At 61.8% G+C, this 12,955-nt stretch carries 15 protein-coding genes; 4 read left to right on the plus strand and 11 right to left on the minus strand.

Going from position 1 to position 12,955, the window contains the following annotated elements:
• Positions 1-92 precede the first annotated feature (92 nt).
• From pth to DFK10_RS04465, 4 genes are read left to right on the plus strand one after another with little or no spacing between them, the layout of a single operon-like run.
• The gene (pth, locus tag DFK10_RS04450) at positions 93-767 is read left to right on the plus strand and encodes an aminoacyl-tRNA hydrolase (protein WP_109386994.1); all 675 of its coding nucleotides are present in this window, start codon (positions 93-95) and stop codon (positions 765-767) included.
• A complete protein-coding gene (locus DFK10_RS04455) occupies positions 764-1,783 on the plus strand; it encodes a DUF2332 domain-containing protein (protein ID WP_109386996.1) in 1,020 nt (339 codons plus the stop codon). Before pth ends, DFK10_RS04455 begins: the two co-directional genes overlap by 4 nt.
• 39 nt (positions 1,784-1,822) lie before the next feature.
• On the plus strand, positions 1,823-2,995 hold the full coding sequence (locus DFK10_RS04460; protein WP_109386998.1) for a serine hydrolase domain-containing protein: 1,173 nt from the start codon (positions 1,823-1,825) through the stop codon (positions 2,993-2,995).
• Positions 2,995-3,372: a DUF2237 family protein gene (locus tag DFK10_RS04465; RefSeq protein WP_109387000.1), complete on the plus strand. Its 378-nt coding sequence runs from the start codon at positions 2,995-2,997 to the stop codon at positions 3,370-3,372. The genes DFK10_RS04460 and DFK10_RS04465 overlap by 1 nt, the downstream gene beginning before the upstream one ends.
• Here DFK10_RS04465 and DFK10_RS04470 read toward each other — a convergent pair.
• From DFK10_RS04470 to DFK10_RS04520, 11 genes are all read right to left on the minus strand, one after another.
• Positions 3,290-3,847, minus strand: a complete 558-nt coding sequence (locus tag DFK10_RS04470; protein ID WP_109387002.1) for a helix-turn-helix transcriptional regulator — start codon at positions 3,845-3,847, stop codon at positions 3,290-3,292. The genes DFK10_RS04465 and DFK10_RS04470 overlap by 83 nt on opposite strands.
• A gap of 20 nt (positions 3,848-3,867) precedes the next feature.
• On the minus strand, positions 3,868-4,332 hold the full coding sequence (locus DFK10_RS04475; RefSeq protein WP_109387004.1) for a PepSY domain-containing protein: 465 nt from the start codon (positions 4,330-4,332) through the stop codon (positions 3,868-3,870).
• A gap of 45 nt (positions 4,333-4,377) precedes the next feature.
• The gene (locus DFK10_RS04480; protein WP_109387006.1) at positions 4,378-4,998 is read right to left on the minus strand and encodes a TIGR02466 family protein; all 621 of its coding nucleotides are present in this window, start codon (positions 4,996-4,998) and stop codon (positions 4,378-4,380) included.
• A 104-nt stretch (positions 4,999-5,102) separates the two neighbouring features.
• Complete coding sequence (locus DFK10_RS16415; RefSeq protein ID WP_217810056.1) at positions 5,103-5,618, minus strand: PepSY domain-containing protein; 516 nt, start codon at positions 5,616-5,618, stop codon at positions 5,103-5,105.
• Between the two features lie 168 nt (positions 5,619-5,786).
• The gene (gene trpB / locus DFK10_RS04490; protein WP_109387008.1) at positions 5,787-7,034 is read right to left on the minus strand and encodes a tryptophan synthase subunit beta; all 1,248 of its coding nucleotides are present in this window, start codon (positions 7,032-7,034) and stop codon (positions 5,787-5,789) included.
• Positions 7,035-7,165: 131 nt separating this feature from the next.
• Positions 7,166-7,810, minus strand: a complete 645-nt coding sequence (locus DFK10_RS04495; protein WP_109387010.1) for a phosphoribosylanthranilate isomerase — start codon at positions 7,808-7,810, stop codon at positions 7,166-7,168.
• A 1-nt stretch (position 7,811) separates the two neighbouring features.
• Positions 7,812-8,162: a LapA family protein gene (locus DFK10_RS04500; RefSeq protein ID WP_109387012.1), complete on the minus strand. Its 351-nt coding sequence runs from the start codon at positions 8,160-8,162 to the stop codon at positions 7,812-7,814.
• A complete protein-coding gene (gene ihfB, locus DFK10_RS04505) occupies positions 8,163-8,453 on the minus strand; it encodes an integration host factor subunit beta (RefSeq protein WP_109387143.1) in 291 nt (96 codons plus the stop codon).
• A 279-nt stretch (positions 8,454-8,732) separates the two neighbouring features.
• On the minus strand, positions 8,733-10,571 hold the full coding sequence (gene rpsA / locus DFK10_RS04510) for a 30S ribosomal protein S1 (RefSeq protein ID WP_328589343.1): 1,839 nt from the start codon (positions 10,569-10,571) through the stop codon (positions 8,733-8,735).
• A 174-nt stretch (positions 10,572-10,745) separates the two neighbouring features.
• The gene (locus DFK10_RS04515) at positions 10,746-12,080 is read right to left on the minus strand and encodes an ABC transporter permease (RefSeq protein WP_109387016.1); all 1,335 of its coding nucleotides are present in this window, start codon (positions 12,078-12,080) and stop codon (positions 10,746-10,748) included.
• Complete coding sequence (locus tag DFK10_RS04520) at positions 12,080-12,883, minus strand: taurine ABC transporter ATP-binding protein (protein WP_109387018.1); 804 nt, start codon at positions 12,881-12,883, stop codon at positions 12,080-12,082. Before DFK10_RS04520 ends, DFK10_RS04515 begins: the two co-directional genes overlap by 1 nt.
• Between the last annotated feature and the right edge of the window lie 72 nt (positions 12,884-12,955).

Raw genomic sequence — 12,955 nt, forward strand, 5'->3', positions numbered from 1 at the left:
CTCGCTCGCAATGCGAATTATCCCAAGGGCGCCCATCGGGGCGCCCTTTTTCGTTCTGGCCCGTGCCCCCCGCCCCGCGTTATAGAGCGGCCATGAAACTCTTTGTCGGCCTTGGGAATCCCGGCGCGAAATACGCGCAGAACCGTCACAATATCGGCTTCATGGCGCTGGACCGGATCGCCGAGGATCACGGCTTCGCGCCGTGGCGGTCCAAGTTCCAGGGCCTGGTCAGCGAGGGCCGGCTGGGCACCGAAAAGGTGATCCTTCTGAAACCCCAGACCTTCATGAACCTTTCTGGCCAATCCGTGGGCGAGGCGATGCGGTTCTACAAGCTCGACAGCAGCGATGTCGTGGTATTCCATGACGAGATCGACCTGGCGCCGGGCAAGCTGCGCCTGAAATCGGGAGGCGGGCATGCGGGCCATAACGGGCTGCGCTCGATCCATCAGCATATCGGGCCGCATTACGACCGCGTCCGTCTGGGCGTGGGTCATCCCGGCCACAAGGACAAGGTGCCAGGCTATGTCCTGTCGGATTTCGCCAAGGCCGATCAGGACTGGCTGGACGACCAGATGCGCGGCATATCCGACGGCGCGGCCCACCTTGCGCAGGACGAGGGGCCCAAATTCCTCAATGCCGTGGCGCTGAGGGTTGCACCGCCGAGGTCCTCGACCACCCCGTCAAAACCCGCCGCCAAGCCCGCCGCGGAACCGGACCCCGAAGACCAAAGAAGCCCGCTGCAGAAGCTGGTAGACAAGTTCAAATGACGACACGGCTCGGCGCGGCCTTTACTGAGCAGGCCCAGAGTTGCGCGGCGCTCGGGTCGCCGTTCATGGAGCAGCTTTGCACCGTTTTGGCGGAACGCTTGTCGCCGGATAATCCGATTGGACACCGCCTGTTCGACTGGCCCGGTGACCTCGGCCCTGGCGCCGAAAGTGTGCCCTTGCGCCTCTGCGGGGCGCTGCACGCGCTGTGCTTGATGGGTCGAGGCGGGTTGGACCGGGTCTATCCACCGCACAAGGTCGATGATGACACGCTCTGGGCCGGGATCGCCCACGCATTGGACTCCGAGACAGAATTCATAGATCGCTTCATCGACACCCCGCCCCAAACCAACGAGGTGCGGCGCAGCGCCGCCCTGATCGCGGCGGGGCATATCGTCCAAGACCGGTTCGGCCTGCCGCTGCGCTTGTCTGAACTGGGTGCCAGCGCTGGCTTGAACCTGCACTGGGATCGCTTCGCGCTGCGGATCCACGACACCGTTCTGGGGCCGGCCGACAGCCCGATCATCCTGTCGCCGGACTGGGCCGGGCCTCTGCCGCCCAAGGCCCGGCCGGATGTGATCGAACGGCGCGGTGTCGACCTGAACCCTCTTGACCCTCTGCGCGACGGGCTGCGCCTGCGAGCCTATCTGTGGCCTGACCAGCCGGACCGGCTGCGCTGGACCGAAGCCGCCATCGCCATGTCGGACCATGTCGTGGACCGGGCCGACGGGGTTGATTGGCTGGAAACCCGTTTACCCCACCAAGCCGGCACCTGCCACATGATCTATTCGACAGTCGCCTGGCAGTATTTCCCTGCTGCGGCCCGCGCTCGTGGCACCGCGCTGATCGAGACAGCCAGCCGCAGCGCGACGGACCGGTCCCCGCTGGCATGGTTCACCATGGAAAACGACGGCACCTCACCCGGCGCGGTCATGACTCTGCGGCTATGGCCGGGTGATGTCACGCTGGACCTCGGGCGGATCGACTTCCACGGACGCTGGGTTCGGTTCAACGGCTGACGCTTGCCCGTCCCGCAGGCGCGTGACACTGTTTCGAACATGAAAAATGCGCTTCGTCTCCTGCTTGTCCTTGTCGCCGTTCTGGCGGTCCTCGCGCTTTGGCAGCGTGAACGCATCGCGAGGCTTTCGACGGTTATTACCCTGTTCGACGAAGGCCGAATCGTGGGCAACTTCACCAGCATGGGCGACGCCTTTGAGACCGTTGCCATGCCCCTGCCTGACGCCGCGCCCAATCGCCTTCCGAAAGGTGCGCCCATGACCATGCCGGCCGGCTATGAAGCCTGGGCTGCTGAACGCGCCGTCACCGGTATCGTGGTGCTGAAAGACGGTGTCATCCGGCACGAGGCCTACCCGTTGTCCGAACCAGGGCGCGACGATGACCCTGCCCTGCGCACCCGCATCAGCTGGTCAGTGGCCAAGAGCTTTCTTTCGGTGCTGTTCGGCGTGGTCTACGAAGAGGGCGCGATCGACAGCCTCGATGACCCGGTCACGAAATATGCCCCCGAACTGGCCGGCACGGCCTATGACGGGGCCAGCATCCGCGACGTGCTGCAAATGTCCTCGGGCGTGGTCTTTGACGAGGATTACCTGGATTTCTGGAGCGACATCAACCGGATGGGCCGGGTTCTGGCCCTTGGCCGGTCGATGGATCGGTTCGCCGCGGCGCTCGACGAGACCTTCGTGGAACCGGGCACCGACTGGCAATACGTGTCGATCGACACGCATGTGATCGGCATGGTGATACGGGGTGCGACGGGTCGTCCCGTCCCCGAATTGCTGAACGAAAAGGTTCTGCAACCGTTGCGCCTGACGGTCGAGCCCTATTACGTCACGGACGGTTACGGTGTGGCCTTCGTGCTCGGCGGGCTGAACATGACGACCCATGACTACGCGCTTTTCGGGCACATGGTCGCCTCGGGCGGGATTGCCTTCGGGCGGCGCATCGTTTCGGACTCGTGGCTCGCCGAGAGCACCCGCGCCTCGGCCCCGACCGATCCGGGCGATATCGGCTATGGCTACCAGTGGTGGATTCCGGTCGGCGCGGCGCCGGGGCAGTTCATGGGGCGTGGAATTTACGGGCAATACCTCTATGTGGACCGGCCAAGGGGCGTCGTCATCGCGGTCAACGGGGCCGACCGGGCCTTTCGCGAGACGGGCGTGAATGAAGAGAACGTGGAAATGTTTCGACGCATTTCGGAGGCATTGGAATGATGGAAATGGATCCGGCGGTGAACGTGCTGGGCGAGGAACTGGTGACCTGTTCCCTTGATCCGGTGACCGGCTTCTTCCGCGATGGGGCCTGCAATACCTGCGCGCAGGACCAGGGCAGCCACACGGTCTGCGCCGTCATGACGGCGGAATTCCTGGCCTATTCGAAATATGTGGGGAATGACCTGAGCAGCCCGCGCCCGGAATTCGGCTTTGCCGGGCTAAAGCCGGGCGATCAATGGTGCCTGTGCGCTAGCCGCTTCCTGCAAGCCCATGACGAAGGCTGCGCGCCCAATGTCAGCCTTGCGGCGACACATCGGCGCGCGCTGGAGATCGTGCCTCTGGAAGTTCTGCGTCAATACGCGCTTGGTCCAGACTGACCGCACCATCCATCAGGTCTTCGATGAACAGACTCAAGAGCTGGGGTCGCCCGCTGACACCTGCCTTGCGGTAAATCGCGTTGGTCTGCGCCTTGACGGTCCCGTCCGAGGTTTCACGCATGGCCGCGATTTCCGCGGTCGACAGGCCCTTTATCGAGAACAGCGCCACATCCATCTCGGCGGGGGTCAAGCCCCATTCCTCGAATCGGTCCTGCATCAAGTCAAGGAAGGCGCCGGACGCCACGCGCAGCTGCTGTTCGGCCCTTGTGGTCCGGCGATGCGCACGGCGGAGGGCGAGTGCACCCATGACGATCCCGAGAGCCAGCCCAATCGCCGCCCCTATCTGGATCAATTCGTAGGCTTGCCAGCCTATCGGCGGCAGGCCCAGCAACGATTCCAGGATCGTCCAGACGAAGAATGCCGCGCAGAGAACCTGCACAACCAACGCGGCGAGGATGAAACGGTCAACCTGCATCCAAAGGTCAGCAGGCGGTGTCAGTCGTCATCCGGCTCATCGTCGTCATCCGGCTCATCATCGTCATCATCGTCATCATCACTTTCATCGTCACTGTCATCGTCATCATCGTCATCGTCATCATCGTCATCGTCATCGTCATCATCGTCATCCCAATCGTCGTCGACTTCATCGTCATCGTCATCCCAATCGTCTTCGTATTCGTCCTCCGGGATGTAGATTCGGATACTGTCGCCTTCGTCATCATCCTCGAAAAGTTCGACCCAGTAGTCGCGCAGTATCGCACCGGTGTTGGGATCGATCACAAGCTCGCGACGATACCGTTCGTTGGAGGCGACCACTCGCAAACGACCCAGCAATGTGCGCTGTATCGAAATCTCGACAAAACCCTGGGCCTGAAGCTGGGACAGGACCTGGTCTTCGACGCTTTGCGCAAAGGCCGGAGCAGCAGATAGGGCGAAGGTGATCAGGGCAGCTCGGATCATGGAAGTCTCTTTAGCATGGGAACCCGGCAGGGGGCAGGGGCAAGGTCATGATTTGGCCTTTTTGAAGGTCGCGTTGAAGGCGATGGACCACCGTTCGTCGTCCGCCTCGTTGGGATAGACCCAATGCACAAGGTATGACGGGAACAGGATCATCTCACCCGGGCCGGGGCGCAGCTTCTTCTTCATCCGGAACGATGGTGCCTTGAGGATGCGCCAGTTGGGCAGGTCCGTCCGAGGGTCGATGAATTCGATCATCCCCGAATTGCCGGTCTCGATCGCGGGCTGGGCAACGTAGTAGACCCCCGACCAGTGGGCACCGGGATGGGTATGGGGCGCATTGAAGCCCCCCTTGGGATTGGCGTTCATCCAGGCGAACATCTTGAGGGACAGCGCGCTTCTCGGAGTGCGTGCCCCGATCTTTTCATTGGCCTCGAAGACAGCTTCGGTCGCAAGATCGCGCAGCTTGGCAAAGCAGTCCGTCTCTTCGTCGAAGAGGTTCCCCTCGGAATGCCAGCCGCCCCGGTTGGATTTCGATGCTCCGGCAGACCCGGCGCGCATCCGGTTTCCTTCGGCCAGCAGCTCGGCATTGAACTCGGCGTGGTCGGGTACGCGGAACCGCAAAACCGGGGTCGAGAATAGCTTTTCGTTCTTGATCGTTTCGAGCATGTCTTCTGGCCTGGCATTCGAATTTCGAGAAATGACCGCCCCGCCGGTGCGGCACCGAGGGGCGGTCCAGATGATGAGCCGGTCGATCCGGTCAACAGGCGAGATCAGTCCTCGTCGTCTTCGTCGTCGTCGGACTCGTCATCACCCTCGTCATCGTCTTCGTCGTCATCATCCTCGTCGTCGTCTTCGTCGTCATCATCCTCGTCGTCATCATCCTCGTCATCATCTTCGTCGTCATCTTCATCATCATCTTCGTCGTCATCTTCCTCGTCGTCGTCTTCATCATCCATTTCATCATCGTCGAGGAAGTCTTCGTCATCCATTTCGAATTCGACACCGGTGCGGGACGCGTCGTCATCGTCGGCCGCTTCCGTCTCCTGCTTGAGCAGCATGGTCAAAGTCCCATCCTCAGGATTGTAAAGGTAGATCTCCTCGATCTTGACGCCGTCCTTGACCGCCTCGATCTTGATCTGGGTCGGCCCCTGCTTGATTTCGATGTAGTTGTAGCCCTCCGCCTGGAGCGCTTCGAGATATTGCTGCGCGGTCTGGCCGGTCTGGGCATGCAGCGGGCTGGTTGCAAGGGCAACAAGGGCGGTCGTGGTCAAGAGCGTCTTTCTCATGGGTCTGTCTCCATAGGTTACAATGCACCGCGAATTCGGCGTGCGGTCACCATCGCCGGCAAAGGCCAGCGCGCACCATTGTTCAATGGTTTAGACAGGGCGCAATAAACCGCAGGTAGTCGGCCATAAACCCAGGTTTATGGCCTGCCTTCCAGGATCAATCGGGGATCAGTCCGCGTCGCGGCCTTCCTCGGTGTCTGACATGTCGAACCCGAGGTGCCGGGCCACGGTCTGCACATCCTTGTCGCCACGGCCACACATATTCATGATGATGATATGGTCGCGCGGCAGGTCCGGGGCGATCTTCATGACATGGGCCAAGGCATGGCTCGGCTCCAGCGCGGGGATGATACCCTCGGTCGCGCAGCAGAGCTGGAAGGCCTCCAGCGCCTCGGTATCGGTGATCGACACATATTCCGCACGGCCCGTATCATGCAGCCATGAATGCTCTGGCCCGATGCCCGGGTAATCCAGCCCTGCCGAGATCGAGAACCCTTCGAGGATCTGCCCATCGTCGTCCTGCAAAAGGTAAGTCCGGTTGCCATGCAACACGCCGGGGCGGCCACCGGTCAGGGACGCGCAATGCTCCATCCGGTCATCGACACCCTTGCCGCCGGCCTCGACCCCGATGATCCGCACCTCCTTGTCGTCAAGGAACGGGTAGAACAGACCCATCGCGTTGGACCCACCACCGATCGCTGCGATGATCGTATCGGGCAGGCGGCCCTCGGCCTTGTGCAGTTGTTCCTTGGCTTCCTTGCCGATGATCGACTGGAAGTCGCGCACCATGGCCGGATAGGGATGCGGGCCCGCCACGGTGCCGATGCAGTAGAACGTGTCGCGGACGTTGGTGACCCAATCACGCAACGCGTCGTTCATCGCATCCTTGAGGGTGCCACGACCGGACGTCACCGGAATCACCTCGGCGCCCAGCAAGCGCATGCGGAACACGTTGGGCGCCTGGCGGCGCACGTCATGGGCACCCATGTAGACGACGCACTGCAGGCCGAACTTGGCACAGACAGTGGCGGTGGCCACACCGTGCTGCCCGGCGCCGGTTTCGGCGATGATCCGGGTCTTGCCCATGCGCCGCGCCAGAAGGATCTGGCCCAGCACGTTATTCACCTTGTGCGCACCGGTATGGTTCAGCTCATCCCGCTTGAGATAGATCTTGGCCCCGCCCAGATGCTCGGTCAGGCGCTCGGCGAAATAGAGCGGGCTGGGGCGACCGACATAGTGGGTCCAAAGATCGTTCATCTCGTCCCAAAAGTTCTGGTCATCCTTGGCCTTTTCATACTCCGCCTGCAGATCAAGGATCAGAGGCATCAAGGTTTCGGACACGAACCGCCCACCGAAATCACCGAACCGGCCGTTCTCGTCCGGGCCGTTCATGAAGGAGTTGAAGAGGTCGTTCATCGCTGGCTCCCTGCTGCGTTGCTCCCCTCTAGCCCAAGCCTTCGCGCTAGGAAAGCATGCAGACAAAGTTTGAAGGGTCGTCTTGGCATGCAATTTGATTTAGCCTGCCGGTGCCCATGAACCAGCCGCAATCAGGACTGCGCCGCGCGAATGAAGGCGGCCATCTTGCCCGCGTCCTTGACGCCTGGCGCACTTTCCACACCCGATGCCACATCGACCTGCTTTGCGCCGGTCCGTGCGATCGCCTCGGCAACGTTGTCCGGCGTCAATCCGCCGGCCAGCATCCAGGGCCGGGTCCAGTACTTTCGCCCGGCCAGCAATTGCCAATCGAAAGCGAGCCCGTTGCCACCGGGCAGAACAGCATCTTTTGGCGGCTTTGCGTCCAGCAGAAGCTGATCTGCGACCGCGCTGTAACTGTCGATCGCATCAAGGTCTTCTGCACTGGCCACGCCGAGCACCTTCATCACCGGCAAACCGTAGCGCCCGCGGATTTCAGCCACGCGCTCGGGTGTCTCGGAGCCGTGCAATTGCAGCATGTCCAAGGGCACCGTTTCGATCAGCCGGTCAAGTTCCGCATCCGTTGGGTTGACCAGCAACGCCACCTTGGCAACGCCAGCCGGCACGTCGACCGCAAGGGCGCGGGCTGTTTCGGCATCGACCGACCGCGGGGATTTCGGGAAAAAGTTGAAGCCGAGATAGCGCGCCCCGGCCGAAACGGCAGCCGCAACATCCTCTGCGGTTCGAAGGCCGCAGATCTTGACCTGGATGTCAGCCATGTCAGCTGGCCTTGTCGAGCAGTGCCAGAACCTCGTCCTGACCTTCGTGCTTTTCATCCTTCAGGCGGTCGACCTCGCGCCGAAGCCGTTCCAGTTCGCGTGACTTGGACCGTGCCTCCGAGCGAATGTGGTGTTCGCGCAGCCATTCCCACAGGAACCCGATGATCAGGCCCAACGCCACGCCAAGGAAAAGCACGACGAACAGCGGCAATTCAATGGTCGGCGAAAGCCCCAGGAAGGCCGCCAACTGGTCGGGCATGGCGCGCAATTGTGTCAACTCGCGATTGGCAAGGCCGACAACGACGAGCGCGACCGCGACAAGGCCCCAGAACGTGTAGCGGATGTAGCTCATTTAAGTGCCTTCATATCCGTTCAACCGGTCGCGCAGCAGCTTGCCTGTCTTGAAGAACGGAACGTGTTTCTCGTCCACCTGCACGGCTTCGCCGGTGCGCGGGTTACGCCCTACGCGCGCGTCGCGCTTCTTGACCGAAAAGGCCCCGAAGCCGCGCAACTCTACCCGGTTCCCGTCAGCCATGGCGTCGATGATACTTTCGAAAACGGTGTTCACGATGCGCTCGACATCCCGCTGGTATAGATGCGGGTTCTCTTCGGCGATCTTCTCGATCAGCTCCGAACGGATCATCAGGTCATCCCCCCTACGGATGGAGCGCCGGTTTTCCAGCGGCATGTCTTTCAGGGCCTCACTATAGGTGGCTTGCCGCTTTCGTGAAATAGCGGCGAAGGCGATTCTTTGTGCATTTCGCCGCAACACAGAGGGTTTAGGACCCGCCCTGCACGGTCTCAGACCCCGGCAGCCATGACAGGTGGGGGCGGTGAGACCGTATGCGCAGGGATTGATTCGCAACAAAAAAGCCCCCGCCGTGATCTCGGCGGGGGCTTTCGAGTTTCAATGACGGCCGTGTCAGTCGTCGTCGCCTTTCAGCGCGGCGCCGAGGATGTCGCCCAGCGACGCACCCGAATCCGAGGACCCGTACTGCTGGACGGCCTCTTTCTCTTCGGCGATCTCGCGCGCCTTGATGGACAGTCCAAGGCGGCGCGACTTGCTGTCGATATTGGTGACACGCACATCGACCTTGTCACCGACCTGGAAGCGCTCGGGGCGCTGCTCGGCACGGTCGCGGCTCAGGTCCGAACGACGGATGAAGGATTTCATGCCCTCGTATTCGACCTCGATGCCGCCATCCTCGATCGAGGTGACCTCGACCGTGATGACAGAGCCGCGCTTGATGCCGCCGATGGCCTCGGCATAGGGGTCACCGTCCAGCGCCTTGATCGAGAGCGAGATGCGCTCTTTCTCGACGTCCACCTCGGTGACCTTGGCTTTGACCATGTCGCCCTTGCGGTAGTTCTGGATGGCATCCTCGCCACGTTCGTCCCAGCTGAGGTCGGACAGGTGCACCATGCCGTCGATGTCGCCTTCCAGACCAATGAACAGACCGAATTCGGTGATGTTCTTGACCTCGCCCTCGACCTCGGTGCCCTCGGGATGGGTTTCGGCAAAGACTTCCCAAGGGTTGCGCATGGTCTGCTTGAGGCCCAGCGACACGCGGCGCTTGGCTTCGTCGATCTCCAGAACCATGACTTCCACTTCCTGAGAGGTGGAGACGATCTTGCCCGGATGGACGTTCTTCTTGGTCCAGGACATTTCCGAAACGTGGACCAGGCCTTCGACACCCGGCTCAAGCTCAACGAACGCACCGTAGTCGGTGATGTTGGTCACGCGGCCGGTATGCACCGATTCCAGCGGGTACTTGGCGGCGACGGCATCCCACGGATCGTCCTGAAGCTGCTTCATGCCGAGGCTGATACGGTGGGTTTCCTTGTTGATCTTGATGACCTGAACCTTGACGGTTTCGCCGATCGACAGGATCTCGGAGGGGTGGTTCACACGGCGCCATGCCATGTCGGTGACGTGCAGCAGGCCGTCGACACCGCCCAGGTCCACGAAGGCCCCGTATTCGGTGATGTTCTTGACGACACCGTCCACGGCCTGACCTTCGGCCAGCTTGCCGATGACCTCGGCGCGCTGTTCGGCGCGGCTCTCTTCGAGGATCGCGCGGCGCGAGACAACGATGTTGCCACGGCGACGGTCCATCTTGAGGATCTGGAAGGGCTGCTTGAGACCCATCAGCGGGCCGGCATCGCGCACGGGGCGCACATCGACCTGAGAGCCAGGCAGGAAGGCCACGGCGCCGCCAAGATCGACGGTGAAGCCGCCTTTGACACGACCGAAGATGGCGCCTTCGACACGCTCTTCCGCGGCATAGGCTTTTTCGAGACGGTCCCAGGCCTCTTCGCGGCGGGCCATCTCGCGGGAAATCACGGCTTCGCCGCGGGCGTTCTCGGACGCGCGCAGGTAAACCTCGACCTCGTCGCCAACGGCGATTTCGGGGGCTTCACCGGGATTTGCGAATTCCTTGAGCTCGACGCGGCCTTCCATCTTGTAGCCGACATCGATGATGGCTTGTCCCGCCTCGATGGCGATGACCTTGCCTTTGACGACAGAGCCCTCTTCGGGGGTGTCCATTTCGAAGCTTTCGTTCAGGAGGGCTTCGAATTCCTCCATGGATGCGTTCTGAGCCATGTGGCGTCTGTTTCCTTTAGCGTCGTATTCCGGCCGCGCGGTTGTCTCCGCGGGTCTTGGGGTGAATTGGTCGAAACGATCAAAACGAAAGGAGGGCCGGATGATCCGACCCTGCTCGCCTTGCGGCTGTCCCGCCGCTTCAACAGGCGCGCGTATAGGGGATTATGGCGGCATAGGCAAGGGGGCGGACGCCCTGACCGCTTCGTGTTCCCGCTCGCAAAACAGCCGGACCTTTTGCCGACCCTTTGGGTCGGATCAGCCAAGTCCGGGGCTCCGCCCGCAAAGGCTTCGAAAGGTCCACTGGACCTTTCGCCGACCCTTTGGGTCGGATCAGCCTTTGCCCTTCCACGGCACGAGCCACTTCTCGGCCTGCCGCATCAGCATGTCGATGCCGAAGCCGATCACCCCGATCAGGATGATGCCCATGATGACGATATCCGTGTTCTGGAATTTTGACGCGGTCATGATCATCATCCCCGCGCCCTTCTCCGCGGCCACCAGTTCGGCGGCCACGACCGTGCCCCAGCAGACGCCCATTGCGACACGGGCGGCGGTGAAGATTTCCGGCAGGGAATTGGGGATGATGACGTGGCGCATGATCTGCCACTTGCTTGCGCCCAGCGAATAGGCGGCGTGCACTTTCGAGATCCGCACACCGCTGACCCCAGATCTTGCTCCGATCGCCATGATCCAAAGGGCGGCCAGGAACAAAAGGATGATCTTGCCCTCTTCGCCGATCCCCGCCCAGATGATCACCAGCGGGATCAGCGCCAGGGGCGGCACGGGCCGCATGAATTCGACAATCGGGTCGAACCAGCCACGGAACCAGTCCGACAGGCCCATCGCGTAGCCCAGCGGAATGCCGACCATGGCACCGATCACGAAGCCTACGATGACACGGAAGAGCGAATAGCCCAGATGTTCGCCCAGGGTCGAATTGCGGAACCCTTCGGTCGAGATTTCCATGAGGCGCGACCAGACGTCTTCCGGCGGCGGAAGCCAGATCGGCTCCATCTGCCAGCCAGTCGCAGGCGTCACATTCAATGTCCCCCGCCCGGTGAGCGAGACCTCTCCGAAATCGACCGCAACGGGGCTGCCCGCCTCGATCGGCGTTCCGTTCACGGCGGTGATCATCGCCCCGTCATCGCGGGTGATCTCGTCATTGTCGTCCCACCGCATCAATTCGCTGCGGTAGGCCGCGACCACCATCGTGTCGTCCTTGGCGAACCCGTCGCCAAGCGGCATTTCGGGCGCGTCGACATCCTCGCCTACCGCATGGATGATGACCGAAACGGTGGCATCATCGGTGCTGCCGTCTTCGGCCATAGCGGTATAGGTGAAGCTGCTTTCGCCGGTATAGGCCCCCGGCGCATGCATGAAACCGGGCAGCAGTTTTGAGCCTGTAAAGGCCCCCCAGAGAACGAAAATGAGCACCACGGAAATGACCGAGGCGGCAAAGTTGGAATTTACCGCGCTCTCGTCCCCGAAGGTCACGGTCTTGAGCGAGCCGAAATCGCGCCGCGGGGTCAGGCCTCGCTTCACCGCCTTCCAGACGACAAGCAGCAACAGGATCAGCAGCACATAGCCGAGGATGAAGGGCACGGCAGCGGCAAGCGTGGCCAGTATATTGCCCAGCTCACCGGCGAGATCGGAAAACAGTTCCATTACGATGCCTCCTGCCGGCCCATGATTTCCTCTTCCATGTCCCAGATCATGGAGAGGATTTCTTCCCGGCGTTCGCCGAATTCAGGGTGTTTCTTGACCTCGCGCAGGTCCGCGCCAACGCCGAGATCGGCAAATGGCAGGCGGTATTCCTTGTGAATGCGTCCCGGTCGCGGCGCCATGACGATCAGCCGCTCACCCAGCAACAAGGCCTCTTCGACCGAGTGGGTGATCAGGATGATTGTCTTGCCGGTTTCCTTCCACAGCTTGAGCACCAGCCCCTGCATCTTTTCGCGGGTCAGCGCATCAAGCGCCCCCAGCGGTTCGTCCATCAGGATCACGTCCGGATCATTGGCAAGGCAGCGGGCCAGGGCCACCCGTTGCTGCATGCCGCCTGATAATTCGTATATCGCCTTTTCCTTGAACTCCTGAAGTCCGACCACGTCCAGCAGATGGTCGACATTGTCCATGTATTGCGACGGCTTCTGCCCTGCCATGCGGGGGCCAAAGCTGACGTTTTCGCGCACGCTCATCCATTCGAACAGGGCGCCCTGCTGAAACACCATGCCGCGTTCCGCATCGGGGCCGGTCACGACATGACCATTCATGCGCGTCTGACCCTCGGTCGGGGCAAGGAACCCGGCGAGGATATTCAGAAGCGTGGTCTTGCCGCAGCCCGACGGGCCGAGCACGCTCATCAATTCGCCCTGTTTCAGTTCCAGGCTGACATCCTTGAGTGCCTGCACCGAGCTGCCGTTGGGCAGGTCGAAACGCATGGAAATGTTTTCGATATGAAGTCCCGACATGCTGTCCCCACGCCTTTTTGTATTGGACATCCCGGTCGGTCTCGCCGGGCCGGGATGTCGAAAGGGCCGCCA

Origin of the sequence: Salibaculum griseiflavum, from assembly GCF_003129565.1 — a bacterium.
Taxonomy (GTDB): Bacteria; Pseudomonadota; Alphaproteobacteria; order Rhodobacterales; family Rhodobacteraceae; genus Salibaculum; species Salibaculum griseiflavum.